The organism is Myxococcales bacterium (genome assembly GCA_016706225.1).
In the GTDB taxonomy this organism is placed as follows: domain Bacteria; phylum Myxococcota_A; class Polyangia; order Polyangiales; family Polyangiaceae; genus JADJKB01.
Genome location: JADJKB010000005.1, coordinates 418,452 through 444,650, shown reverse-complemented (window position 1 = coordinate 444,650; position 26,199 = coordinate 418,452). Strand labels below are relative to the sequence as shown.

Here is a 26,199-nt window from a genome sequence, read left to right as displayed (position 1 = left end):
GAGCCTAGAAGCTCCCGGAATAGCCGGCCCAGGCCCCGCCCGGACCGACGCGCACGTCGAGCGCCGCAGCCTCTTTCGGTGCGCTGCTCTTCTTCGGGGCCAGCCACAGATACGCAGCGGCGCCGATGCAGGCGGCGCCCACGCCCAGGGCGATGTCCCCGATCAAACGCTTGCTCTTGATCGAGTCGACGTCAGCCTGATCGCAGTTCGGCTCACACTTCTTGTCTTCGAGATCCTTCTCGGCGCTGCTTGCCCCGAGCCAGAAGTAGGTCGTGCCCACCAGCGCGACCAGACCGACACCGCCGAGCACGTAGCTCAGGGTCGGTGGTTTCTTCGACGTGTCGAGCTTGGGGTCCGGCTCGGGCGTTGGGTCGGGCTCGGCAACGGCATCGGGTTTCGCCGCGGTCTTCTTGGCGAAGCTGACCTCGATGACCTTGTTCTTCTGACCCTGCCGCAGAATCAACTCCTGCTCGACCGGCGCCTCGCCGGCGTACTCGAGCACCAGCTTGTGGGTGCCGGGGTCGACCTCGATCGCCTTCACGTCGAGCTTCTCGGCGACCACCTCACCGTCGACGCTGACCTTCACGTCGAAGGTCTCTTTGCCATCCGGACCCTTGGCTTCGATCACGAACGAAGGAATCGAGGCGTTCACCTCGTCGAGCCACGCCACGCAGTCTTTCTTGACCGCCGCCAGACACTCGTCCTTCGCGCACAAGATCAGCTGTTCGCGGGACTTGACGAAGGAGCTCTCCGCTTTGAGTTTTTGGGCCTCGACGTAGGCCACTGCACACTCCTTCTTGCCCGCCGCGGCCGCGGGCGCGACACAAACGCCGGCTAGCGCGGCCAGCGTCGCCAGCCCGACCAGTCGAAGATCCCAAGCAGTCGTCATCTCACATGCACTCCGGTTTGATGTGCTTGATTCCGGCCGAATCGACGTAGAACGGTGAATCACAGCCCTTCGGGGGCTTGGCCGTGGGGGTCGTGGGCGGTTTGGTCGTCACGTTCGGTTTCGGCGAGTCGGCCACGGGTTTGTCCGCGGAAGGTTTGTCGGTGCGGGGTTTGTCAGCCACGGGTTTGTCGTCGGATTTATTGGGCGGCGCCGCGGGCTGCTTGTGGCCAGGTTCGTCGGCCTTGGCCGTCGGGATGTCGACGATGGGCACGCCGTCGGGAGTAGCGGCGGACTCTACGGCGGCCGGCGCGGGCCTGGGCGGCTCCGGGCTCGGTGTCGCAGTCGCATTCGTCCCCGTCGTCGGGTTCACTGGATCACCCTCGATGCCCGACTCGACGGGGCGCGTGCGCGCTCGCACCCAGAACAGCAGCATGATCACCGACAGCCCGAACACCAACGAGACCAACACCGATGCGAGGATCACCTTCAGCTTGGATGGCGGGGCCGCCGCCGCGGGCGCTGTGTAGCCCTGCATGGGTGGCAGACCAGCCTGACCCGAGTACAGGGGCGGCGCCTCGAGCGGAGCTCGGGTGGTCGACGGCTGGGGGTGACCCGGGGCCGAGGGGATGAGATCGGGGTGCAATGCGAACGACACCGAGCTCTCGCCGATACCAACCGGCGGGGGCACGGGCGGACCGGGTGAGGAGACGCTGGACTGGGTGACACCCGAGCGGGAGGCGTCGAAGCGGGGTGGATCGTGGAAGATCTGCGGTCCGGACGCCTCGTGCAGCGAGACGCGCACGGCGCTCGTGCTCTCCATCTCGCGCACGCGCGCCGCGCGGATCGCCAGCGTCTCCGCGCTGACGGACTGCACCCACTCGGCGACCTCGTAGGGCGACGCCACACCCACCGCCTGCTCGATGCTGATCGCGAGCTCGCGAGCGGTGGGCCAGCGCTGGTTCGGATCCATGGCCAGCCCGCGCATGACGAGCGCATCCACCTCCGGCGGTGTGCCAGGGTGAATCGACGAGGGCGGTGGGAAGTTGCCGGCCAGCACCGCCGCCAAGACCTGCCCCTCGTTCAACCCGTGGATCAGACGCCGCCCGGCCAGGCCCTCCCAGAAGACCGCGGCGGCGGCGTAGATGTCGGTGCGTCGATCGACCGGGTCCCCTCGGATCTGCTCCGGCGCCATGTACGCCAGCTTGCCTTTGAGCTGACCGTCCCGGGTGTTCTGCAGGCGGCCCGCGGCCTTCGCAACACCGAAGTCGAGCACACGGGCGACGCCGTCCACACCGACCAGGATGTTCTGCGGGGAGACGTCGCGGTGCACGATCCCGAGAGGCCGTCCGTGCTCGTCGGTGGCCTCGTGGGCGGCGTGAAGTCCATGCAGGGTGTTGACGAGCACGCTGGCGAGAACCCGCGGGGCAACCGGAACACCCTTGATGCGAGTGGCCTTGAGCAAGTGCGAAAAACTCTCCCCTTGCAGGTAGTCCAGCACCAGGAAGACCTCACCCTCTGCCGTGACCACGTCGAGGGTGGCAACGACGTTGGGGTGTTGGATGCGGGCCGCCAGGCGCGCCTCATCGAGGAACATGCTGACGAAATCCGGATCGCGCGCCAGGTGTGGGTGCAGGCACTTGATGGCGACGGTCTTCGAGAATCCGACGGGGCCGAGCATGCGGCCCAGGTGCACTGTGGCCATTCCGCCCGACGCGATCTCGTCGAAGATCGCGTAGCGACCGAGCCGCCGCTCGGTTCCGGCTCCGGCGCCAGGTCCGGGTCCCTCTGTCATCGGCGGTCCATGCTGCATGATGATAGCTTCCGGCGGGTGGTCAGCGCAGCTCGTTCGTCCACATACAGCGATAAGGCAGCGCGTTGTAGGGCCAACCCCAGCTGCTGTAGGTGGCGTACTGGTCGGTGAAAGCCTTATCGGTCCCCGACCACTTGACGACACCGACCAGCAGGCCGCTCTGCGCGCCGTCACCAATTTCCGTGTCACTGGTCAGGATTGAGCCGATCGAACCGTTGGGCAGCCCTTGGCGAATGGCCTCGGTCAGATCCCTCTCCGTGGGCAAGCGACCCCCGGCGTTGCGGCAGGTGTTGATGGCGTCGACCACCTTCGACGGCGGCGCGCGATCGAAGCTGTCGAACCACATCTTCGCGCCGCTGCTCCCGGGTGAGACGCTGAAACACCCCCCGGCGCAGGTGGTGGCCGCGGGTCCCGTGTAGGTCGTGTCCACCGGGTAGTACACACAACGGAAGAGGTGCGTGAGGTGTCGGTAGTCCCACGATAGATCCGTGGGATAGGTGTGAGCGTGGGTTGGCTCGGTGGCGGTCCAGCGCTTGGTCGCGACCAGGAAGCCGCTCCCGTTCCAGCCCTCCTGATCCGAGGTCCAGAGCCAGGCGCCGCTGCCGCCGGGCAACCCCTGCTGGATCAGCTCCGCGAGCTCCCCCGAGGTGGGCAGGTGGCCGCCGCGAGAAAAACACGTGTCGTGCGCGTCGACCCAGGTGGCGAGCGTCGGGTAGTCCTTGGTCTCACTCTTGTAGCCGCCGAGCGGCGGCACGAACTCGTCGGCGATGGTCGCCGGATGGGTGCCTGCGTCGTAGTTGACACCCGCACAACGGAACGGGCGATAATCCGTGGTTGCCCCCCAGCTCAGTGCGTTTGCGCTCCCGATGTACTGAAACGTCCAGGTCGTGAAGTCTTTCCAGCTCACCAGCGCCGTGTTGCTGTAGTGAACCTCGTCCGAGGTGTGGAGCCAGGAGTTGCTGCCCTGCCCGATGCCCTGCTGAATTGCCTCGGCTAGCTGCAGAGGGCGCGCGAGATGCCCACGGTAGAACGCGCACTCCCAGAGCGCGCCAGCTTTGGACAGCGGCGCGCGGTCCGCGAGGTCCACGTTGTAGCGCTTGCCGTCGCTGTCGAGGGCGTAACAGGCCTTGCCTACGGGGCCGTTGCAGTTGCCCCCGACATAGGCCTTGGGGAGCGGAGGCGGGCAGACGCAGCGATAGTTCAGGCTGCCGGTGTCGGTCGCAGTGGTCGTGTTTGCGTCGCTCAGCCGCACCCGCACGTGATTGGTGGCGTTGTAAGGCACCAGGGACCACAGATAGTTCGTGTGGATGGTCTGCCCGACCGTCGCCGTCTGGGTCGCGGCAACCCGGTACAGTTCGCTGGCGGTGGGCAGGCGACCGCCGTTGCCCTCACAGGTCTGTTTGGCGCTGGCGAAGCTGGCCGCTGCACGCTCGAGCCCATCCCAGGAAAAACCCCAGGGATCCGTGACCGCCTGGTTGAGCAGCGTCTTGCACGCGATCACACATTTGCCCGCACTGCACTCCTCGTTCGCCCCGCACAGAGTGCCGCAGGCTCCGCAGTTGTTGGAGTCGCTGGTGAGATCGGCACACGAGCCGCTGCAGTTCGTCTGTCCGGTCGGACAATTGAGCGCGCACTGACCGTTGCCGCAGGCCTCCCCGCTCTTGCAGGCGTTGGCGCAAGCGCCGCAGTTCTTGTCGTCGTTCTGCAGGTCTTCGCACAGTCCGCTGCACTCGGTCTGGCCACCGGGACAGGCGATCTTGCACTGCCCCTGGCTGCACGCCATGCCGACCTCACACGCGACGCCGCATTTGCCGCAGTGGTTCTGGTTCGCCTGAGTGTCGACGCAGGCGCCATCACACAACGTCTCGCTGGCGGCGCACGAGGCGACACAGGTTCCTGCCTGACACTTCTTGCCGGAACCGCAGTTCTGTCCGCAGGCTCCGCAGTGCTGGTCGCTGGCCTTCACATCAACGCAAGACGCGCCACACTGCGTCTGACCGGCGGCGCAGGCAGAGGTACACTTGCCTGCGGAGCAGGACTCGGCCTGGGAGCAGAAGGTCTTGCAATCGCCGCAGTGTGCGGGGTCCGAGGCCGTGTCGACGCACGCGCGGTCACAGGCCGTGCGGCCCCCCGAGCAAGAGGCCGCACAAGCGCCGTTGTCACACACTTCTGCGGTCGAGCAGACGCTGTCACAAGCGCCACAGTGATCGGGATTGGTTGCGGTGACGACACAGGTGTCTCCACAGGCGGTCTGACCGGCGGCGCATCCGGTCTTGCCGCCGCTGCCGCCTTCCGAGAAGTGGTCGAGGGAGGAACCGACCACCGAGCAAGCGGCGACCCACACCAGTGCGGCGAGCTTGAAGCCTCGCCAAAACACAGCCGCCGCAGTCCTGGAAGACGCACTCATCGGGACACAACGAGGATAGCACCGGTCTCGGGCCAGAGAGTGCTCAGCGGCCCTCGTTCGTCCACATGCAGCGGTAGGGCAACGACGCCGATGGGTCTGCCGTCGACGACGAGCTGCCAAAGGTATCCGCGAACGCCGGATCGGTGCCCGTCCATTTCACGGTTCCGGACCGGAGCACGTAGGTACCGCCGAAGGGGCTCGCCAGGAACATGGAGAAGTCCCCGGTCCAGACGAAGGCCGCGGACCCGTTGGGTAGGCCTGCCCGGATGGCTTCTACGAAGTCACGCGTCGAGCCCAGGTGACCTCCCTGTTTGCGACAGGTGTCGATGGCCGTCTGCAGGTTGGCAGAGGGCGCGCGGTCGAAGCTATCGAACCACAGCTTGGCGCCGGACCCGCCCGGTAGCGCGATCTCCTTGCAGCCTCCAGCGCACGCGGAGGATGGCGGGCCCGAATAGGTCGTATCGACCGGGTAGTACAAACACCGGAAGAGCTGACTCGTGGTCTTCGATAATGCGGATAGATCGGGTCCGCTGGTGTAGGTCGGCGTCGTCGTCCCCGTCCAGCGCAGGACCGACAACGACGAGATGCTGAGCACGATGCTGCTGGTGTCGGCTCCCCAGAGATACTGATTGGAGCCTCCGGGCAGCCCCTTGCCAACTTGCTCGGCGAGCTCCGCGGTGGTCGGAATGTGTCCGCCGCGCCCGTAACACGTGCTCACCGCCAGCGCCCACGTGCTAGCCGTGTTGTCCTTCGTCTCACCCTTTGCACCACCGGTCGCTGGGACCCACTCACTCGGGATGGTGGTCGGATGGGTGCCGCCTTCGCTCGACCCCATGCAGCGGAACGGGCGCAGGTTGGCCGTGCTGCCGGTGTTGACGGCGGCGGCGAGAGAGAAGGTCTTCGGATCCGTCCAGCGCAGGATCAGATCCGAGTCGTTGCGCACGTCGTCGGCGGTGTGGAGGTAGTTGTTGCTGCCGGTGCCAATACCCTGCAGCACCGCCTCGACGAGCTTGAGCGGCGGCGCCAGATGTCCGCCGTAGAAACCGCACTCCCAGATGGCCGTGCCCTTGGGCAGCGGCGGCCGATCCGACAGATCGACGTTCAGCTTCTTGTTCTCGGCGTCCAGGCCGAAACAACCCTGGGCGGCCGGGCCGTAACAACTCTTGCCGGCAAACGCCGCGGGCAACGGCGGCGGGCACACACAACGGTAGTTCAGGCTGCCCGTCTTGCTCGTGGTCGACGTGCTGGCGTCGCTCAGGCGTACCCTCACCTGGCTCGTGCCGCCGTCCGGCGAGACGGACCAGAGGTAGTTGTTGTGGATGGTCTGGCCGACCGTGGCCGACTGCGTCGCGCTGACACGGTACAGCTCACTGGCGGTGGGCAGCCGCGCGCCAAGGCCGGTGCACGTCTGATTCGCCGCAGTGAAATTCGCCGAAGCGCGCTCGAGCCCGTCCCACGAGTACCCCCAAGGGTCGGTGATCGCCTGATTGAGCTGGGTCTTGCAGGCCGTGACGCATTTCGCGGCGACGCACTCCTCGGTCGCCGAACACACCGTGCCACAGGCCCCGCAGTGCGCACTGTCGGTGCTCAGATCGGCGCATGAACCGCTGCAGTTCGTCAGCCCCGTGGGACAGGTCGAGGTGCACTGCCCGTTCGCGCAGGCGTCCCCCGCCCCGCAAGCGTTGGCGCAAGCGCCGCAGTTCTTGTCGTCGGTCTGCAGGTCTTCGCACAAACCGTTGCACTCACTCTGCCCGCCGGGACACGCAATCTTGCACTGGCTGTCGCTGCAGGCCTCGCCCACCTTGCAGGCCTTGCCACAGCCTCCGCAGTGGTTCTGGTTCGTGGCGGGGTCGACACACACACCCGCGCACTCGGTCTGGCTGCCGGAGCAGCTCGTAGCGCAGCTGCCCGCCTTGCAGGCCTGACCCGTCGCGCAGTTGTTGCCGCACTTGCCGCAGTGCTGGTCGTCGGTCTCGAGGTCGACGCAGGACGAGCTGCAGGCCGTCTGACCGGGGAAACACTCCAGACTGCAGGTGCCGCTGGCGCAGGTCTCTCCGGCGTTGCAGGCGAGCGCGCAGTCGCCGCAGTGCAGGGGATCTTTGGTGAGATCGACACAGGCTGAGTCGCAGTTGGTCTTGGCGGACGAACAACTGCCGGAGCACGCACCGTTGTCACAGACCTGTCCGGTCGCGCACACCTTGCCGCATGCTCCGCAGTTGGCGGGACTGCTCAGTGAATCGACACACTGACCGCCGCAGCTCAGCAGCCCGTTCGGGCATTTGTTCTTTCCGCCGCCCTCGCTGAAGTGTTCGACATCCGAGCCGATGAGCGAGCAGGAGAGCACGGCGAGCAGGCCGAAAATGAGGCAGACGCGGAGGATGTATTTGCTCGATGTCATGGTGCGAGATGGCGTGATTCAGGAACCGTTGGGCTGCCCCATGCGCAGCGGCCCGCCGCGGGCCGAGGGCCAGAGCAGGCAGTTATTGGCCGAACCCGGCACCTTGAACACATCCATGCCGTGTTCGAAGGTCTGAACGAAGACCTCGAGCACGCCGTCGCCATCCAGATCTCCGACCGCCGGAGCGGCGGGTGCGCCGTTTCCGTTGCCGTTGTGTCCGGGGTTCGGCAGCGGCACGTCGTGCAGGAGTGAGCCGTCCTGAGCCAGGATTACCAGGTGTCCGGAGTCCGTCGTGTCCGGATCACCGAAGGTCGAGAAGAGCACTTCTGGCGAGCCATCCTGGTTCAAGTCGGCGATGATCGGCTCCGACGCGAACATGATCTTCTTGCCGAACAGGTAGTTGAACTTCCAGAGCTGAGTGCCGCCGGCGTCGAAGGCGTACATGTTGCCGTCGTTCAGCGACACGATCACCTCGGGTTTGGCGTCGCCCTGCAGGTTCACGGTCGCCGCCGCCGGGATGCCGCCGGGCGGGTAGTAGCCGCTGACCTCGATCGGCGCGCCACCCCGCGGCAGGGTCTCCCAACCCGCCTTGCGCATCGCCGAACGCGAGCCGTCGCCGTGGCTGCCCTCGAGCACGGTGATGGCGTAGGCCTGAGTCACGTACGGATCGTGCAGCTCGACGTTCGGCACGCCGAGCACCTCGTTCTTGCCGTCCTGGTCGAGGTCCACGACGTTGGGCGGCGACGCCGTCCACTGCAGCCACTCCGTCCAGCTGGGGTTCGGCCACTCGCCGGTGTGATCGTGATAGTGGTCCGACTCGACCTTGGGATCGGCCCAGCGGATGAACTGCCCCCAGGTCAGGCGCTTTCCAGCGTACTGGGTCTGGCGATTCGTGAACCAGGGCGCCGAATCGATCGCCACGCCGTCGTGATCGAAGGCCTGGATGTGGTGGTTGTCGTAGGTCGCCAGGATCTCGAGCTCGGGATCGTCGTCGATGTTGCCGATGCCGACGTTCAACCCATAGCAGCCGTAGCCGTGGTGGCCTTCCCCGTTGCGATCGGCGTCGTTCCCCGCGCCAGCCTTGTTGTTGTAGCGGGGCCAGGCCTGATACGAAATTCCGCTCGGTTGGTAGAGCTTTCCGTCAGCCGAGAAGACGAACACCTGCGCTCCGCCCTTCTCCGTGCTCGCGGTCTGGGTGGTCGTCGCTACGATCTCGATCTTGCCGTCACCGTTCAGGTCGCCGGCCGCCAAACCACGCACCTCCGGCGCGTTGCCCGCGGTCGTGGTGTCCACGGGCCACCCTGCCTTCATCACGAGCTTGCCCCCCTTCCACTCGTAAGCGAGCACCTCGTTGTCGTTGCCGGCGACGATCTCCATGACGCCGTCGCCATCGAGGTCGGCCACCACGTGCGGGGCATAGACGCGCCCGCCGCCGTCCTTCGCACTCGACAGCAGGTTCCCCTGACTGTCGAAGACGAACAGCGAGTAGTAGGCAGAGATCAGCTCGTTCTTCCCGTCTTTGTCCAGGTCCATCACGATGGGCGAAGCAAACCAGCTGGTCTCACCCTTCAGGTTCTTCCAGAACGTCGGCGCCTGTACGGGTCCGGCGCTCGTGCCTTTCTCGCAGGTCGGGTTGGTCGCGCCGCCCGTATTGCCGGAGCCGCCGCCACCCCCGGAGCCGCCGTTGCCGCTGCCGCCGTTGCCGCCGCTGCTGCCGTTGCCGGAGCCACCACTGCCACCGCCCGAGCTGCCGCCCGTCCCCGGTTTGTCGTTCGAGTCGCCGCCGCCACAGGCGTTCATCAGCGCTCCGCCCGCGATCAGTGCGACCGCCGCAACGCCCTGCAATCCGCGCCGTCGTTCTTGGCTCATGTTCGCCTCCCGCTCATTTCGAGTTATTCCGCCGTCGGCACCCGCTCCGCCATGTACTGCATCATCATCTGCACCAGCTCCTCGGGCGGCGCGACGCCTGGCTCCTCCACCGAGTCTTTGTCGTGCTCGAAGCGCAAGATGCCGAGTTTGTCGAAGGCCTCGCGCACCCGCGGCGTGAGCAATCCGAGACGGTTCAGGTTCGGCACGATCTTGCTGAACATCATCTGACGGAAGCCCTGCTGGAATGGGGTTTCCATCATCCAGGGCACCCAGATGCTCTTGTCCCAACCGAGGCGGTCGAACACCGGCGTCCCGAGCAGCCGATCCCGGAGCAGGTAGGTCGCCTCGATCACGAAGTCTTCGCGTTCGCGCAGCTCCTGGGAGGTCAACCCACCGTGATACAGCTTCTGGAGCGAGATCACGCCGAACGCCACGTGGCGAGCTTCGTCTTGCATGATGCGATCGGTGATGTCCTGGATCAGCGGCTCGTTCTGGTTGACCAGGCGCATGGTGCCGAACGCAGCGAGCGCCAGCCCCTCGACCAAGATCTGCATGCCGAGATAGGTGACGTCCCAGCGCGAGTCACTGACGACGGAGTCGAGCAGCTCCCCGAGGCTCGGATGCACGGGGTACGACAGGCCGAGCTTTTCGGTCAGGTAGCGGTGGTAGACCTCGACGTGTCGGGCTTCGTCGGCGACCTGATTGGCGGCGTAGAACTTGGCTTCTTCCCAGGGCACGGTCTGCACAATCTTGGCCGTGGCGATCAGCGCCCCCTGCTCGCCGTGGAGAAACTGCGACAGCATGAAGGCGTTCATGTGCAGCCGGAACTCGATGGCGGTCTCGAGCGTGAACGGCTTGGGCGGCGCCATCAGGCTGTTCATGAACAGGTCGGCGCGCGTCTCGGTGGCGAGCTTGGCAATGTCGACCTCTTGGGTCCAGTCGATGTCCGAGGCGTTCCAGGTCGCGGTCTTGCCCTTCTCGTAGAGCGCCATCAGCTTCTGGTCTTCGAGCGCGTATTGCCAATCGAAGACCGTGTCGATGGTGGCCTTCACGCTGGAGTACGCGCCGGACTCGGGCATCGGAACGGGATTTCGCTGGGTGTATTGCATGGCTGCTCTCAGGGGCCTCCCAGCCCGGTGAACTTCGCGCTGCAGTCGACCATCGTCGTCACTTCGGCGGCTGGCCGCAGTTGGTGAACTCGAGGCTGGTGTCGATGCGGAAGTGCGACTCGTCGGTGTGGCGCTCGGCCTGGAACACGTCGAGGGCGTACGCCTTGCCTTTCTCCAGCCCGAGGGTCCCGGCGCTCGCGTCCAGATCCACACTGCCGTTCTGCGATGGATGCAGACCGCCGAGGTCGATGGCGAGCTGCCCGTTGATGAACGTCCACAGGTCGTCATCGCCCGTGAACGTGAAGACCTCGCCGCCCTTGTAGAGGAACTCGGTGTGGAGCTCGAAGGTGAAGTGGTAATTGTGCGAGTTGCCTTCGTCGCCGAAACCCTGGCCGTCGATCGGGAAGAACTGCCCGTTGTCGTAGGTGTAGACGTTGCCGTTCTTGATCAGGCTGAACGCAAACGGAAAAGTCTGGTTCGTCCCCGGCACGTCTCGGTACCACTGGTCGAAGTTGGCTTTGGTGGTCGTGAACTGATGCGGTCCGTCGACGTAGACGGGTTTGTCGTCCGAGCCGAGCGCGTTCTGGACGATGCCCTTCTCGCCGTTACCGGTGAACGACTCGAAGTCCGGGTGGCTCTCTTGAAAGTCGCGAACCGTGCCAGTGAGCTTGAGGCCGCAGCCCGCGGCGCTGCCGCCCACACCTCCACCGGCCGCGCCACCGGCCCCGCCGCTGGTGCCGCCGCCGAGATTCAGGCTGCCCCCCGCGCCGCCTGCTCCACCCCCGCCGCTGCCTCCGTTGCCGACGCCACCCGTGCCGCCGACGGTACCGCCGTCATCGCTCCCGCCACAGCCCGTCAACAGGAGCACGGCGCACAAACTGCAGACTCTGACTGACGACGGCATCGGTACCTCGGCGTGAAGAGACAGCAAGGGGATTGAACCACGCCCCCCTCTGGGCGGCAAACCTGCCGAGCGCCGCGGCACACAGCCGCACACACCTGCCCTGCTCGGGGATCCGTCGTAGACTCGGCCGCATGCTGCTGAACGCCTTCGAGAAGGCGATGATGAACAACTCGGTGCGCGCGCTCTTGCAGCGGCACTACGAGGCCCGGAAGCTCGAGCGCATGGGCGGCGGTGTGCGCGGGGCTCAGGTGCTGGAGGTCGGCTGCGGGCGCGGCTTCGGGGTCGAGATCTTGCTCGACGATTTCGGCGCAGCGAAGGTCGACGCCTTCGACCTCGACGAGCGCATGGTCGAGCTCGCGCGCACGCGGCTTTCGCAACGGGGTAGTCGGGTCCAACTGTGGCAGGGGAGCGTCACGCAAATTCGCGCAGACGACGCCAGCTACGACGCCGTGTTCGACTTCGGGATCATCCATCACGTGCCGGCCTGGCGGGACGCGCTGAGCGAGATCTTCCGAGTGCTCAAGCCCGGAGGACGCTTCTTCGCGGAGGAGGTGCTGGCGAAATTCATCCTGCACCCGGTCTGGCGCCGTCTGCTCGATCACCCAGAACACGATCGCTTCGACCGGAAGCAGTTCGCCGAGGCGCTCTCGACGGCCGGCTTCGAGGTGCGCGTGAGCGAGGAGCTCCTGGGCGACTTTGCCTGGTTCGTGGCCGACAAACCGGCGTGAACGCCGGCGCCCGCAGCACTCGGCCCGACGTCTACCCGCGGCGACGGCGATTGGCGAGCCAGCGCCGGGTTGGGTAGATCGACACTAGGCCGCCGAGCACGATGGGGGCCCACCACACGAGGTGGGCCGCGAAGAACACACCCATGCCGATGCCCACGAGCCACCCCGCCGCAACCCACAGGTCGATGTCGACCACACGCAGCTCAGCCAGCGCAGGATCGTGCGCCATGTAGTAACGCGCCGCCTGCCTGACCAGTGAGGCGTGCTCGACCGTCGGAGTGCGTCCATCCAGCAGCGTCTCGACGTCTTCCAGGAGCCTGCGCACATCGGGGTAACGAGCTTCTGGGTCGAGGGCCATGGCCTTCTCGGTCACCGCGGCCAACCCGGCGGAGACCTGCGGAGCGACTGTCGCGAGCTTCGGGTAGTTGCCCGCGGTCACCTCGAGCAAGATGGCAGGCACGGTCGGGCCGTCGAAGGCCGGTCGCAGCGCGACGAGCTCGTAGAGGATGACGCCGAGCGTGTAGACGTCGGAGCGGGCGTCCGGCGCAGCTCCTTTCACCTGCTCCGGCGACATGTAGCGCGGAGTGCCGGCGCTGCGCGTGGCGAGATCGGCTGGCATCATTTGCCGCAGCGCGGCTCCGGCGGGCCCCGGCAGCGGCAGCGCGAGCCCCCAATCGGTGACGAGCACCTCGCCGTGCTCCGCGAGCATGACGTTGTCCGGCTTGAGGTCCCGGTGCAACACACCCTGGGCGTGGGCGAACGAGACCGCGTTACACAGCGCGATGAACACACGCAGCCGGCGCCGCAGGCTCTGCGCCGAATCGTGTTGCGGCTCGTCCCTCGCGCTCGCCAGCTGGTCGGACAGTGTGCGTCCGCGCACGAGCTTCATGGTGAAAAACAGCAGACCGTCTGGCGTCACGCCGAGATCGTGAACCGGCACGATGTTCGGGTGGTCGAGGTGGGCCGTGACCCGCGCTTCCCACAGAAATTGTTCCAGCAAGCTCGTGTCGCGGCCCCGGTCGGGTCGCAGCATCTTCACGGCAACGTCGCGCAAGAGGTCGCGATCCTTCGCCCGCTCGACACGGCCCATGCCCCCTTCGCCGAGTAGCGCGCCGCGTTCGTAGCGCTCGGACCGCGGCGCAGGCGCGGCGGGAGGCGAGCTCGCACCTGCGCTCGGCCGCGGAGCCAGCTGCGTCGCATCGAGCGCCGGATCCACGACCGCGCCGCCTTGACCGGCGTCGACGACGGTGTCCGCGGTGCCGAGCTTGAAGATCGTGCTCTCGATGGCGGAGAGTTCGTTCCGTGCGGGTTCTGTCACCGAGCGAGCATAACGCCTGGCCGCGACCAAGTGAGAGTGAAGAGCCAAGACCGCCGACGACTGACCGTTGCTACTTCCTCAGTCCGGCGTGCGTCTGCGGCGCGCCGCGCGCTCGATCTCGGCCCGGTATGCCTCGGGCAGGGCGTGCTCCGCCGCGCCCGAGACCACGAGCTCCGCGTACGAGTCGCGAACGCTCAGCTCTTCCCGGACCTGGTCGGAGAGGTAAGTTTGGCACGCGCAGGAGCCGCCATCCGACATCGCGACCGTCACCGCAATGCGTCGGTAGCCACCCTCGTATTCGTCGAGCGTCGAGAGACCACCAGCCGGCAGCTCGTAGACGACGCCCCACACCTGCTCACCGGGAGCGACCTCGATGTTCGCCTTGGCGGAGCCGTCCTTGCCTCGCTTGTTGAAGACCAGCCGATGCTCCGCGAGCGCGCCGCTGCCGATGGGCGTCGCCCCCTGCACACGTCTGTTCAGGCGAGCCGTGGACAGATTCGAGCCGTAGGCAAAATAGCGGGCCACTTCGCCCGGAGTGTAGGCCTGTGCGGGCGGCAATTGGGAGCCATGCCTGTCGCGCACGAGCCGAGAACATGCAGTACCCTTCCCGCATGGCCGGGGGCGCGAAGATCGTGGACATCCCGCTTCGCTTCGCCCGCTGCCAGCTGATCTTGGGTGACGTCCCGACGCTGGTGGACACCGGCACGGCGGCGGACGTGCCGCGCATCCTGCGTGCGCTCGCAGGTGCGGGCCTCGGGCCAACGGAGCTCCAGCGCATCATCCTGACTCACGCAGACGGGGACCACGCGGGTGGAGCTTGGAAGCTTCAGCAGCGCAGCGGGGCGGAGGTGGTCGCCCACCAGGACGAGGCTGCGTACTTCGACGGAGTGCTGCCGGCGGGGTTTGGCTGGGTCAAGCGCGCGGTGGTGGCGTTGTCCGGCCGCGCGCGCCGACCGGAAGCGCTGCGCTGGGTCAGGCACGGCGAGCAGCTGGACGGCGCTCAGGTGGTGCACACTCCCGGACACATCTCTCTCCTGGTCGGCGACGCGCTGATCGCCGGCGACGCCTTCTCCAGCGGACCGCACTGTCAGGAGGTGCCGCGCGTCATGACCGCCGACCCGGCACGTTCGCGCGACACCATCCGCGAGCTGGCCGAACACTCGCCGGAGCGGGCCTTCAGCGGCCACGGCGCGCCGATTGTGAACGCCGGCGCGAGGCTGCGGGCTTTGGCCGCACGGCTGCGCTGACTCGCCGCTCGCTGGCCAGCTCGAGCATCTCGTCTCTGAGCGCGCGGGCGGCGGGCCCGAGCGTGGTCTCGTCGCGCCATATCAGCGAGAGCCGCCCTCCGAGGGGCCGCCCGCGTTCGACGATGCGCGCGGCGTGAACCCGAGCGGGGAGCTGCTCAGGCAGCGCTTCGTTGACCACCACTGCGGTTGCGAGGCCCCGCGCGGCCAGGGCGAGCAGGCTCGGCAAGGCGGCGCCTGCAGCAGCCTGAAGCTCAGTTCGCCAGCGCTTGGGTGATCTGCCCGAGCACCGAGGACTCCGTCAAACCATGGGCCTTGAAGGTGATCACCCGGTTCTTGTCGAGGAAGGCGCTCGGCGCGGTGTAGTTCGAGGTCTTCAGCTTCGACCAGGCCGCGCCAGTCGGGTCTTCGAAGAGCTTGACGTTCTTGATCCCGCTGAGCTCGAAGCTGGCTTTCCAGGTCGCGCAGCTCGTGCCGTTGTCGTCGTAGACGATGTGAGCGATGGCAACGTCTTGGTCGGCGACCGCGGCGGCGACCGAGTCCGTGAATCCGGCCGTGGCCTTGCAGGTCGGGCAATGGGTGTGCGCGACGAACACCCAGGTCGCGGCGGCCCCACACAGCTCGTCGAGCGTCGCAACCGCGCCGGTGTCGCAGTCCTTCACCACCAGCTCACCGAGGGTGTCACCCACGTCGAAGCCGATGTTCGAAGGCGCGGCGGGACACTGAGCGGGACCCCACGCCGAGCCCCCGCCCCCGCCACCGCCACCGCCTGCGCCGCCCCCAGAACCGAGGCTACCGCCGGTCGCTCCGGTCCCGTCACCCCCGAGGCCGCCGCCGGCAGCGCCGCTGACGCCGCCGCTGCCCGCGGCACCGGCGCCGGCCGATCCGCCGCTTGCAGCGCCAGCACCCGCAGCGCTCCCCCCGCCCCCGGCTGCCCCGGACGGACCGTCACGCCCCGGAGCGGAGCTACAAGCCAGGGCAAAACCACAGCCCAGCAGGCTGAGAAGCGTCCATCGCATGCGAGGCATACGCGCGCGCGGGTCTCCGGTTTCGGTCGACTGGCGAGAATCGGGACGCGGCCCGCTTCAGCCTTCGACGAGCGACGGGACCTTCTCGCGCAAACGTGTGGCGAGCGCGTCGAAGTCGTACTTGTCCGGCCGGTGTCCACCCGGCAGGCAGGCAATGTCGAAGGCCGCCGACGCCGCGGCGTCGAGCTTCGTTTGGGGCAGGTCCAGCAACCGACCCATGTGTTTCAGGTTCTTCAGCTCTTCGGTGTTGACGACACCGTCGATGCGCGCGAGCCAGTTCGCGACCGCGTAGGTGACCGCGCGCTGCCAGCCGCTCATGCCCGAAAGGTCGAGCCCGTCCAGATCTACACCACCCTTGGCAGCCTGCTCCACGCTCACGAAATCTTCATCGCTGAGCCCGCAGGCCGTGGCCGCGCGTTTCAGACCCTCGGTCTCGGTTTTTTTCATCCAACCATCGGCCCAAGCGACGGCAGCAATGGCAACGAACGACTCCCTCGGAAGCGCTAGCGACATGGCGTGCACGCTATCACCGTTTTGCGAAGAAGGCACCGCCCGCTTCTTGCGCGCAACCGAGCTCACCGCTGCCCCGAACCCAGCGGCTTCAGACCAGCGAAACCCGTCCTTCGCTGAAATCTGCGCCGCCGTCCAGGACAGCCTCCAGCTCACGCCGACGACGCTCAGCGTACTCCGAGAGAAAGTCGAGGAAGCGCGGGTCGGTCATCGCCAGCTTCTTGAACTCGTCGTTGCCCAGGACCAGCACGAAGCATTTGGTTTCGCACTCGACGGAGGTGGGCGCCGGCCAGCTGCTGAGCAGCGACGCTTCCCCGAAAATCGCGCCGCTGGTCAGCGTTCCCAGCTTGCGGCGATCAGAGCCCGAGCCCCGCACCACGGCCGCCTTTCCGGTCAAGAGCAGGAACAGTCCTGGGGAGATCCAGGCCTCGGTGACCAGGACGGCGCCTCTGGGCACCTCCAGCAAGCGGAAGCGACTCACGACGTCCTGCCGTTCATCGGGAGCCAGCTGAGTGAACAACGGATGGGTCGACGTCAGCGTGCTGACCAGGCGTTCACGCACCTGTTGCAAGAGGGCGTTGAGCACCTCCGGCTCGCGCTCGACCAGGGCGGTGACGGTGATGCGTGACAGCTTGAGGAGTTTGCACTCGTCGAGCGCCACCGCCGTGTGCGGGCGCACGTCGTCGGAGAGCACACCCACCACCCCGAGCACGGCGCCCGACTCGAGCCGCCCAAGCTCGACACTTCGCTCGGCATCTGCCCACAAAACGACCCGGCCGTCGGCAATGATGTAGAGGGCATCGGGGGCATCCCCCTTCTCGAACACGACCTGGCCGCGCGCGCAGTCGACGAGCTCGATGTGTTCGATCAGGAGCTTCAGACTTTCGGCGCTCAGGCTGCGAAACAACGGCAGCGACTCGAGCACCGCGCCCGGATCGAGCGGGGAGTCGACGAAGTACTCGATCTCTTCGATGTGGATCTCGTAGGCGCCCGAGTCCTTCGCGACCGGCGAGCGCATCGAGCCTGGCACCGCGTCGCGCAACGACATGGCATCCAGCGGTGCACCGGAGCGGATGCTCCTCGGAGACGAAACCGGGCCGTCGGTACCGAGCGGCATCGGCGCGCTCCGCTGCAACCGGTCGAGCCCCCGCACCCGCTGGCCTTGGAGCTCTGCGAGCTTTTCCTGCGTGCGCGTGTGGTTCGGATCCAGTGCCAGAATCATCTTGCACACGGCGACCGCCTTGAGCGTGAAGCCGCGCTCGGCGAAGCCCGCCGCTGCGCGTTCGAGCGCCGCCTGTTGCGCGGCGGCCTGACCGAGCTGGCGATGGCACTCCGCCGCGCGCTGCGCCCAGCTCGGGTCGCGCGGTTCCAGCCGCTCGAGCTCGAGGTACGCCTCCAGAGCCTTGGCCAGGCGGCCCTTCTCTCGGGCCGCCGCCGCGCGCTGGCGCAGCTCTCTAACCTGATCGTCCTTCGACATGGCGTGTGCTTTCGGTATACCAGCCGAGCGCCCCGTCCCGAAACCACCCGCTCGAGCGCCAGCCGCGCTCCAGCGTCGGCGCCGCACTTTTCGTCAATTGGTCTTCACACGGTCCAGCAGGCGAACGTCAAATGTGGGCGTCTCCACCAGGTGCACGGTCATCGACGCCATGCCGACCCGGCCACTCGAGCCCTCGACCTGCGCCAGGACCTTGGTCCACAGCGTGTCTTTGGTCGCGCGCCTCCGCTTGTGGTCCACCACGTACCGCAGCGTGAACTCGACCCAGTTGTCGTTGGCGACGAGCGTGACCATTGGATCGATGCGCGCGTCCTCGATCGCGAACTTGTTGACCATGGTCGACCAGGTCTTCTTTGCACCCGCTGCCGTCGCCGTGAGCTCCTCTTCGGCGATCCCCTCTAGAATCCGCCTTGCCTCGGCGTAGTCGCTACCAAACTTGATCGGCACGACGATCTCGTCCCAAAGGAAGGGGAAATCCGCCGAGTAGTTGAAGACGGGCTCCTTGAACACGAAGCTGTTGGCGATGCGCACGATCCGGCCGGTGTAGAGATCCCCCTTCACCCACTCACCGATCTCCATCACGGTGGTGCGAATGACCCCGATGTCGATCACGTCGCCCTTGATACCGCCGAGCTGAATTCGATCGCCGATCCGGTAGAAACCGCCAAACATCACCGCCACCCACCCGGCGACGCTCGCAATGACCTCCTGCAGAGCAAAGGCGATACCAGCGCCCGCCACCCCAAACGCAACGGTCAGACTCCCGAGGCGGTCGCTGAAGATGACGGTGATGGCGACACCTGCGACGAAGTAGCTGCCGAACGCCAGCAGCTTCCGCAGCCGGTAGCGGCTGGTGGTGTCCTTGACGCGGTGGAGCATGCCGCGCCCGAGCAGGCTCGCGATCGTGCGCACGACGATGACGGCGATGACCGCCGCGACGACCTTCCCGACGGTCGGGTCGTAGAACCACTTGTCGATCAAACCCTGGGGCATGAGACCTCGCTGAATGGCGGGCGGACGATCGTCCAGTCGGGACTTGGGGTAAAGGCTCGGCGCTTCCAGACCGGGGACGGGACTTCACATGTGGACGAATCTGCCGTAAAGCGCCGCGGCAAGAGGGGCGAAGAACAAAGTTGAACAAGGAACTCACGTGGCAGTCGGTGACGGGGGCGGTGCTCGTCTCCGCCCTCATCTCGCTGGCGTATCCCTACATCGTGCTGAAGCTCGGCATGGGGCCGAACGTGAGCGTGCTCGCCGCCTTCATCGGCGCGCTGTTCTTGTACGTCACGGCGGCGAAGACCCGCGGCCAGAACGCGATCCAGAACAACATCATCCAGACCGCAGCCACCTCGGCCACGTCCACCGCGTTCATGTGTGTCGTCGCGGCAGCCTTCGGCTACCTGAACATGAACGAGTCGGTGAGCGTGAAGGTTCACGTCGACCCGTGGAGCATGTTCCTGTGGCTGTCGTGCTCCGGCGCGGTGGGTGTGCTCGTGGCCGCGCTCTTCCGCCGCTACTTCATCGACGACCCGGAGATGATCTTCGCGGACGGCGTGGCGGCGGCAGAGACGATCCAAGTGCTCGACGCCGGCAACAAAGAGTCCCGGCACAAACTTCGGGCGCTCGGCGTGGGAACGCTCATCGGCATGCTGCTGTCGTTCGTGCGCGACGGACTCGGCAAGCTGCAGATCATCGCAATCGCCATGCGTTTCGGCGTGGGCATCGAGCTCAGCGTGCTCTCGGTGGGCACGGGGCTCCTGATCAGCCTCAACGTGGGCCTGAGTATGCTCGCGGGCTCACTCGTCACCTGGATCTTCGGTCCCATGGTGATCGAGGCGGCCGGCATGCAGATCGTGCACGGCTCCATCGCCCCCCAGCACGTGGCGGCTTGCGACGCATTGGTGGGTGTCGGGTCACCAAGCGCCGAGCAGCTCACGTTCGTCCACGATCACTGCGGCATGCTGGGTGCGTACCTCGGTGGCAAGCAGTTTCCCATCGTGATGCTCTGGTTCATGTGGCCCGCCACGGCCATGATGATCACCTCGGCCATGACCGCCGTGGCGCTGCAGTGGCGCTCGATTGCAGCCATGTTCCGCACACTCAACGCCGAGCGGGCGGCCGGCAAGAGCGAGGACATGTCGCTCAGGACGATCGTGATCCTCGCCAGCGTGATCACGCTGGCCCTCGGTTTCATTCAGCAGCGCGAGCCGTTCAACATGCCGTTCTACCAGACGGTCATCTCGGTCCTGTGCGGCCTACCGCTGATCTTGGTCGGAGTGCGCGTGCTCGGTGAGACGAACCAGGGACCGGTGTCCTTGATGGCCAACACCCTGCAAGCCATCTTCCGGCTGTTCTCGCCCAACATCGCCCACAACCTGATCAGCGCCGGCACGGCGGGCAACATCAACGCCCAGGGCGAGGGCACGATGCAGGTCTATCGCACCGGCAAGATCGTGGGTTCGGTCCCCAAGGTCCTGACCTGGGTGCAGTTTCTTTCGATCCCCATCGGCGCGGCTTCGGTGGCCATCATGTATCCGATCCTGATCGCCCGTTATGGCCTGGGCGGCGACGGACTTGCGGCGCCGACGGGCCTGAAGCTCGCCAACATGGCGGTGCTCATGACAAAGGGCCTGGGTGCATTCCCCAAGGGTGCGCTCTTGTGGACGGAGATCGCCGCCGTGGTCGGCGTGGTCGTCACGCTCTTGAAGGACGTGAAGGGCATCAAGTGGATGCCCAGCGTCGCGGGGTTCGGCTTTGCCCTGATCCTGCCCGGCACGCTGAACATCCCCATCGCCATCGGCGCCGTCGCCGGCTACATCTGGCATCGAGTCTCACCCGAGTCGCACGAGCGGAGCGCGGTGACACTCGCCTCGGGGTTCATCGGCGGGGAGGCGCTGATCGCCGGCCTGCTCTTGCCGGCGCTGTTCTACTTCGGGTTGATGTCGCCCTGAGTCGTCGGGCCTCAGCTCGCCGCGCGAAATCCGCTCTTGCGCGCCGCCTCGATGAAACGCCACATCGGCTCGGTGTCGATGCCGCACGCGCTGAGCCCAGGGGCAATCACGTCGCGGGCTGCGGCTTCGAAGATCTCGAGCCGCACCGCCTCGGACAACTCCCCATGAGCCGCGAGCGCCTGCGCGTGCTCCCCGGCGGGCTCCGGACTGAAGAGCTCCTCCCGGATCGCTCCACCCAGCATCCGGGGGATCTCCCGGGCCAGGAAATCGCCGCGGCCCTGGCGGCGTTCGTGAGCCAGGTGCGCCCAGCCGATGCGAGCGTGATGCACCTCGTCCTTGAGGATGGTCCGCAGCGCAGCGCGCACCCCGGGTTCCTGGGCCGTCGCGTGGGCCACCCGCATCAGCGCCGAGTTGAGCGTCTCGGTGATGCAACAGAACGCAACCACCTCGTACAGCACGCGATCTCGGTGTTCGAGGCGACTGCCCCCGAGCGGCACCGCGACGGCGCGTGGCTCCACCCAGGCAGCGCCGTAACACTCCGCCATGGCGCGGCAGAGCACACCATGGCGCTGCTCCTCACCCACCGCCCGCTGCGCGAGCTTGATGGCCTCCGGCGGACCACCAACCTCGGTGAGCTCCCAGGCCAGGCGAGCGAAGCGTTGCTCGGCTTCACTCTCGGCCCGGGCGCGGAACAACCACACGCCGGCAAGCACACGCAGCGCCGCCGGCGCCAGACCCGTCAACTCCGGAAGCGGCAGGCGCTCCGCGTCGGGGCCGTTCACGAGAACCAGGACAGCCACGAGTCGACTCCGTCTTGAGCTGCGTCCGCGCCCGCGTCGACTTCAGTGCCGGTGTCGGCGCCGGCCTCGGCCACTGTGCTTCCACCCGCGCCCGCCTGGTTCTGCCCGGCCGCGCCGGCGCTGTTCTGCCCGGCAACGCCACCCGAAGCCGCACCGCCCGCGCTCGAGCCCCCGGACGAAGCACCTGCCGCCGCGACCTGACTGCCGCCACTTCCGCTCGCACCGCCGCTGCTTGCGCCAGCCGCACCCCCGGTTGCGGTGCTCGCCTTGCCGCCGCCGTCGTCGGAGCAAGCCACGGCGCCACCGCCAGCAGCGAGTCCACTCAGAACCAACACCTTGAAAAGTCCGTCCAAGCGCATGCGATCCTCCTCGGCCCAAAGCGGGCGGTTACGGACCTCAGCTTTACGGATCGGCTTGATTCGAGCCATTAGAAGGATCGGAACGCATCGTTCCGTATTCCGCAACGATTGGGCCGCGCGCCTCTGGCTACGGGCCCCAATCCCCGGCGTTCACTTCACGGCTTTGCCCTGGGCGTCGAAGTACAAGACCTTGCGCTCGAGCCCGGTCAAGGTGGGCGCCACGACTTTGCGATCCCCTGCCAGCACCACCACGTAGTCATCCGGGTTGCAGTAGCTCTTGGCCGCCTCGTTGGCCTGCCCGACGCTGATGGCCTTGACCTTCGACGACCAGGTCTCGAGCCAGTCCTCGGCGCGACCGTAGAGCGGGATGTTCGCGAGCTGCCCGGCGACGTCGCCGCCGTGCTCGAAGCGCCCCGGGAACCCGAGCAACAGACCGTTGACCGCCTCGTTCCGCTCGGTCTCCGAGATCGGCCGCGACGCGCACAGGTCGCGGAGCTCCTTGAACGACTCCTCGATGCTCGGAAGCGTGGTCTCACGCTTCACGTTGGCGGAGAGCCCGAACAGGCCGAGCGCCTTGAAGCGGCGGAAGCTCGAGCCCGCACCGTAGGTGTAACCCTTGGCCTCGCGGAGGTTGAGGTTGAGGCGACTGGTGAAGGCTTCACCGAGCACCCGACTCATCACCAGCGCCTGAAAATAATCCGACGCGCCCTCTCCCTGCGCGCGCGTCGCAATCGTCATGCTCGTCTGCGTCGCGCCGGGGAAGTCCACGAAGAAGATCGCCTTCTCGGGTTTGTGGGCGGACACCGCGCCGTCCTTGGCCTTGGCGCTGCCCTTCCAGGCGCCGAAGCTCTGCTCGAGCGCCCGCTTCACGGGTTCGCGGTCGATGCCACCCACGACGATCAGCGACGCACCTTCCGCCGCGAACACCGCTTGGTACTGCGCCTTGACGTCGCCGAGCGAAATGCGCCCGAGGGTGGTCCGGGTGCCGCTCGCCAGCTCGCTGGCGTACCCGCTGGCGAACAGCGCCTTTCTGAGCACGACCGCTCGTGCACTCGCTGGCTCGCTCTCGGCCGAGAGTGCATCGGCGATGCGCTGGTCCTTGCGCCGGGCAAACTCTTTGGCGTCGAGCTTCGGGCGGATAGCGATGTCGGCCAGCAGCTTGACGCTGGGCTCGAAGCTCTCGGCGATGGTGTTCATCGCCAGCATCACGTTGTCCACGTCTGCGCTCGCGGCGTAGTCGGTCCCGAGGCGCTGCAGCTCTTCGGAGAGCTCCAGGGCGTCTTTGCCGCCAGCCCCTTCGTCGAGCAGATCCGCCGTCAACGCCGTGAGGCCAGCCTTGCCCTTGGGATCTGTCGCACCACCGCGCGGCAGGACGAGCAGCACACTGACCAGCGGTGTGGGGCCTTGCTCGACGAAGAACACCTTCATGCCGTTGGTGAGCGTGAAGATCTCCGGCTTCGTCAGCGCCCACGCCGGCGTCGCCGCCGGGGCCGGCAGTCTCGCCCGATCGGGCGCCGCGACCGAGGCCGGCGCCGGAGTCGGTGTCGGAGCAGGCAGCGGGGGCAGCGGCTTCGCAGGTTCGGGCGGCGCACCCGCACACCCGAACGAGAGCAGCGCAGCAACAGCTAGCGCGCGCGGGCTCATTGCTGTGCTCCCCCCGCCTTCGCACCCGGCACGATGTCGATGCGGGCATGGCGCGCGAGGTCGAGCCACTTCACTGCGGTGTCATGTACCCCCTTGGCGGTGGCACCGGTGTAGCGCCCCAGGTCCTGCTTCAGGTAATCCCCCTTGCCGGTCGCGTGATAGTACTGACTCAGCGTGCTGGCGCGGGACACCACACTCTCGACGCGTCCGTAGAAGTCCTTCTTGTAGCCGTTGACCGCGCGTTTCATCTCATCCTCGCTCGGAGGCGTCGCGAAGGCCTTCTCCAGCGCCTCCATCAGCGCCGTCTCCAGCTCCTTGATGCTCTTTCCGGGCGCCGCCGTGGCTTGCACCACGTAGAAGCTCGATAGCTGCATGGACGCCTGGAAGGCCACCACGTCTTTGGCGACCTTCTTGTCGTAGACCAGCGGTTTGTACAGTCGGCTCGTCTTGCCCGCGGTCAGGATGCTGGAGAGCAAATCCAGCTCCGCGTCGCCGGGCTTGAAGATCGCGGGCGTGTGCCACGCCAGGTAAATTCGCGGCAACTTCACGTCGTCGGTCTTCACGACGTGAACGATGGATTCGAACTTGGGAATGCTGGCCGTCGGCGCCGGAGCACGCTTGCCGGCGCTGCCCTCGGCACCGCCGAAGTACCTCTTCACCATGGCCTTTGCGTCCGCCGACTTGAAGTCTCCCGTGATCGTCACGACCGCGTTGGCGGGCACGTAGTACTCGCGAAAAAATCCCTTCACGTCGTTCAAGGACGCCGCGGTCAAATCCGCGTGGGAGCCGATGACCGAGTGACCGTAGGGGTGGCTGGACGGGTACAGCGCTTCGGTCAGGTAGATCCACGCCATGCCGTAGGGCGGATTTTCGTAGCGCTGACGCCGCTCGTTCTTGACGACGTCGCGCTGGTTGTCGAGGCGATCCTGGGTCAGCGACGGCAGCAGGTGGAACATCCGGTCGGACTCCATCCACAGCGCCAGATCCAGGTAGTTCGACGGCACGCGTTCGAAGAAGTTCGTCCGGTCTTGGGTCGTCGTCCCATTGACGCTGCCCCCGATGGGCTCGAACGGTTTGAAGTACTCGTCGTCGAAGTGCTCGCTGCCCTGAAACATCAGGTGCTCGAAGAGATGGGCGAAACCGCTCCTCCCGACCCGCTCATGCGCCGACCCAACCAGGTAGCGGATCTCGACCGCCGCGACCGGCAGCCGGTGATCCTCACTCAAGAGCACGGTCATGCCGTTCTCGAGCTGGTACTGCTCGACCGGGAGGTTGATGGTGGTCGGAGCCTTGGGGGGCGGACTGGCCTGGGCAGCGCTCGCGAACGAAACGAGCGCGCCGGCGAGCAGCAGGGACGGGATTCGCATGGGTGGCCCGGGGTTTTCGAAGTTGACGAGGGCGACGTCAAGGGAATGGAGCGAGGCCCGAGGGAAGACAGCTGCGACAGGGGTCGTAGGAGGGGCCGCGTCGAGCCATCGGCATCGGCTCGCGCACGGACATTCCGGGGAGTTTTCGGCATGCAGAAGCTTTTGATCAGCGCAGTTTTGGGCCTAGTCGCCACGATCGCCGCCTGCGGCGGCTCCGGCGCGGGGGGTGGCGGAGATTTCGACGGCGGCGCCGGGTTCGGCAACACGCCGGGGACGGGCGGGGCCAACGTCGGCGGTTCCGGCAACACTGGAAACACCGCGGGCACCAATACCGGGGGAGGCGCCGGGTTCGGCGGGGCAGCCGGTAGCGGCTTCGGAGGCGCCGCAGGCAGCAGCTTCGGCGGTGCGGCGGGCGTGGGCGGCGAGGGCGGCAGCACCGGCGGCACCGGCGGCACGAGCACCTGCAAGATGGGCGGCTCGGCCTGCCAGACCTACTCCGACTGCTGCAGCGGCACCTGCGCCAACAACATCTGCACGTCGTGTGGCGGAAACGGCCAGAGCTGCAAGGACGGCTGCTGCGGCGGGCTCGAGTGTTACCAGGACAAGTGTCTGAGCTGTAAGCAGGACTACGCTTCGTGCACCTACGCGTCGGACTGCTGCTCGGGGATCTGCAACCAAGGGACCTGCAACCCCTGTAACACTGCAGGGGACAGCTGCAGCGGCGCGAGCCAGTGCTGCTCCGGGCTGGCCTGCAGCAATGGCGCCTGCTGCAACACCGAGACCAAGGCCTGCAAGTACAGCAGCGAGTGCTGCAGCGGCCTCGAGTGCAACGGCGGCACGTGCAAGAAGCCGTGTTCCGCCACCGGCGTGAGCTGCACGTCGAGCTCCGAGTGCTGCACTGGAACCACCTGCATCAGCGGCAAGTGCGGCACGTGCAAGGCGAGCGGCCTCACCTGCTCCACCAGCACCGACTGCTGCACCGGCCTCACCTGTCAGACCGGCGTGTGCAAGGCTCCGCCGACCTGCAAGACCAGCGGCCTCAGCTGCTCCACCAGCACCGACTGCTGCACCGGCCTCACCTGTCAGACCGGCGTGTGCAAGACCCCGCCGACCTGCAAGACCAGCGGTCTCAGCTGCGTCTCCACGAGCGACTGCTGCTCCGGGCTCACCTGCTCGGGTGGTACCTGCAAGACGACGACCACGACCGGGAGCTGTAACGGCTACTGCGGGACCAAGTCCAACGGCACCTGCTACTGCGACTCGGCCTGCGCCGGCGCCGGCGACTGCTGCCCGGACAAGGTCACCTACTGCGGCTGAAAACCAAGGCTTTGGACCGGCCGGTGGTGCCCTCCCCGCACCACCGGCCGGG

Annotated in this window: 20 protein-coding genes and 1 pseudogene; 4 read left to right on the top strand and 17 right to left on the bottom strand. The window is 66.8% G+C overall.

All coding sequences use genetic code 11. The features are described from left to right. Positions 1–4: 4 nt before the first annotated feature. The 7 genes from IPI67_09725 to IPI67_09695 form a co-directional block, all read right to left on the bottom strand. The gene (locus tag IPI67_09725) at positions 5–889 is read right to left on the bottom strand and encodes a hypothetical protein (GenBank protein MBK7580470.1); all 885 of its coding nucleotides are present in this window, start codon (positions 887–889) and stop codon (positions 5–7) included. 1 nt (position 890) lies between these two features. Then, entirely contained in the window at positions 891–2,681 is a 1,791-nt protein-coding gene (locus tag IPI67_09720) for a protein kinase (protein ID MBK7580469.1), read from the bottom strand. Between the two features lie 40 nt (positions 2,682–2,721). Next, a complete protein-coding gene (locus tag IPI67_09715) occupies positions 2,722–5,076 on the bottom strand; it encodes a hypothetical protein (protein ID MBK7580468.1) in 2,355 nt (784 codons plus the stop codon). A 73-nt stretch (positions 5,077–5,149) separates the two neighbouring features. After that, complete coding sequence (locus tag IPI67_09710) at positions 5,150–7,504, bottom strand: hypothetical protein (protein ID MBK7580467.1); 2,355 nt, start codon at positions 7,502–7,504, stop codon at positions 5,150–5,152. Positions 7,505–7,522: 18 nt separating this feature from the next. Beyond that, entirely contained in the window at positions 7,523–9,373 is a 1,851-nt protein-coding gene (locus IPI67_09705; protein MBK7580466.1) for a VCBS repeat-containing protein, read from the bottom strand. A 23-nt stretch (positions 9,374–9,396) separates the two neighbouring features. Further along, entirely contained in the window at positions 9,397–10,482 is a 1,086-nt protein-coding gene (locus tag IPI67_09700) for a ferritin-like domain-containing protein (protein MBK7580465.1), read from the bottom strand. A gap of 58 nt (positions 10,483–10,540) precedes the next feature. Next, on the bottom strand, positions 10,541–11,386 hold the full coding sequence (locus IPI67_09695; GenBank protein MBK7580464.1) for a fibro-slime domain-containing protein: 846 nt from the start codon (positions 11,384–11,386) through the stop codon (positions 10,541–10,543). Between the two features lie 137 nt (positions 11,387–11,523). Between IPI67_09695 and IPI67_09690 the strand changes: the two are divergent. Further along, positions 11,524–12,191: pseudogene (locus IPI67_09690) on the top strand (class I SAM-dependent methyltransferase). Here IPI67_09690 and IPI67_09685 read toward each other — a convergent pair. Together IPI67_09685 and IPI67_09680 are read right to left on the bottom strand one after the other, a co-directional pair. Next, a complete protein-coding gene (locus IPI67_09685; protein MBK7580463.1) occupies positions 12,146–13,432 on the bottom strand; it encodes a protein kinase in 1,287 nt (428 codons plus the stop codon). The pseudogene IPI67_09690 and the gene IPI67_09685 overlap by 46 nt on opposite strands. A 78-nt stretch (positions 13,433–13,510) precedes the next feature. Beyond that, positions 13,511–14,014: a gamma-glutamylcyclotransferase gene (locus IPI67_09680; GenBank protein MBK7580462.1), complete on the bottom strand. Its 504-nt coding sequence runs from the start codon at positions 14,012–14,014 to the stop codon at positions 13,511–13,513. A gap of 11 nt (positions 14,015–14,025) precedes the next feature. Between IPI67_09680 and IPI67_09675 the strand changes: the two genes are divergently transcribed. Then, entirely contained in the window at positions 14,026–14,679 is a 654-nt protein-coding gene (locus IPI67_09675; GenBank protein ID MBK7580461.1) for an MBL fold metallo-hydrolase, read from the top strand. Positions 14,680–14,930: 251 nt separating this feature from the next. Here the strand turns inward: IPI67_09675 and IPI67_09670 are convergent, their stop codons facing one another. The 4 genes from IPI67_09670 to IPI67_09655 all read right to left on the bottom strand — a co-directional run bounded on the left by IPI67_09670 (position 14,931) and on the right by IPI67_09655 (position 18,702). Then, complete coding sequence (locus IPI67_09670; GenBank protein MBK7580460.1) at positions 14,931–15,695, bottom strand: hypothetical protein; 765 nt, start codon at positions 15,693–15,695, stop codon at positions 14,931–14,933. Positions 15,696–15,761: 66 nt separating this feature from the next. Beyond that, complete coding sequence (locus IPI67_09665; GenBank protein ID MBK7580459.1) at positions 15,762–16,217, bottom strand: hypothetical protein; 456 nt, start codon at positions 16,215–16,217, stop codon at positions 15,762–15,764. Positions 16,218–16,305: 88 nt separating this feature from the next. Beyond that, positions 16,306–17,691: a cyclic nucleotide-binding domain-containing protein gene (locus IPI67_09660; GenBank protein MBK7580458.1), complete on the bottom strand. Its 1,386-nt coding sequence runs from the start codon at positions 17,689–17,691 to the stop codon at positions 16,306–16,308. A gap of 93 nt (positions 17,692–17,784) precedes the next feature. Beyond that, complete coding sequence (locus IPI67_09655) at positions 17,785–18,702, bottom strand: mechanosensitive ion channel (protein MBK7580457.1); 918 nt, start codon at positions 18,700–18,702, stop codon at positions 17,785–17,787. Positions 18,703–18,842: 140 nt separating this feature from the next. Between IPI67_09655 and IPI67_09650 the strand changes: the two genes are divergently transcribed. Continuing rightward, complete coding sequence (locus tag IPI67_09650; protein ID MBK7580456.1) at positions 18,843–20,660, top strand: OPT/YSL family transporter; 1,818 nt, start codon at positions 18,843–18,845, stop codon at positions 20,658–20,660. An 11-nt stretch (positions 20,661–20,671) separates the two neighbouring features. On the opposite strand, the gene IPI67_09645 is transcribed toward IPI67_09650, so the two are convergent. The 4 genes from IPI67_09645 to IPI67_09630 form a co-directional block, all read right to left on the bottom strand. Further along, positions 20,672–21,460 (bottom strand): ferritin-like domain-containing protein, encoded by a 789-nt coding sequence (locus tag IPI67_09645; protein MBK7580455.1) that lies wholly within the window; start codon positions 21,458–21,460, stop codon positions 20,672–20,674. Then, complete coding sequence (locus tag IPI67_09640) at positions 21,439–21,819, bottom strand: hypothetical protein (GenBank protein MBK7580454.1); 381 nt, start codon at positions 21,817–21,819, stop codon at positions 21,439–21,441. The genes IPI67_09645 and IPI67_09640 overlap by 22 nt, the downstream gene beginning before the upstream one ends. 150 nt (positions 21,820–21,969) lie before the next feature. Then, positions 21,970–23,463 carry an insulinase family protein gene (locus tag IPI67_09635; protein ID MBK7580453.1) on the bottom strand — a complete coding sequence of 498 codons (1,494 nt, stop codon included), beginning with the start codon at positions 23,461–23,463 and terminating at the stop codon, positions 21,970–21,972. After that, entirely contained in the window at positions 23,460–24,830 is a 1,371-nt protein-coding gene (locus IPI67_09630; GenBank protein MBK7580452.1) for an insulinase family protein, read from the bottom strand. Before IPI67_09630 ends, IPI67_09635 begins: the two co-directional genes overlap by 4 nt. A gap of 150 nt (positions 24,831–24,980) precedes the next feature. On the opposite strand from IPI67_09630, the gene IPI67_09625 reads away from it, so the two are divergent. Then, complete coding sequence (locus IPI67_09625; GenBank protein ID MBK7580451.1) at positions 24,981–26,147, top strand: hypothetical protein; 1,167 nt, start codon at positions 24,981–24,983, stop codon at positions 26,145–26,147. The last annotated feature ends 52 nt before the right edge of the window (positions 26,148–26,199 follow it).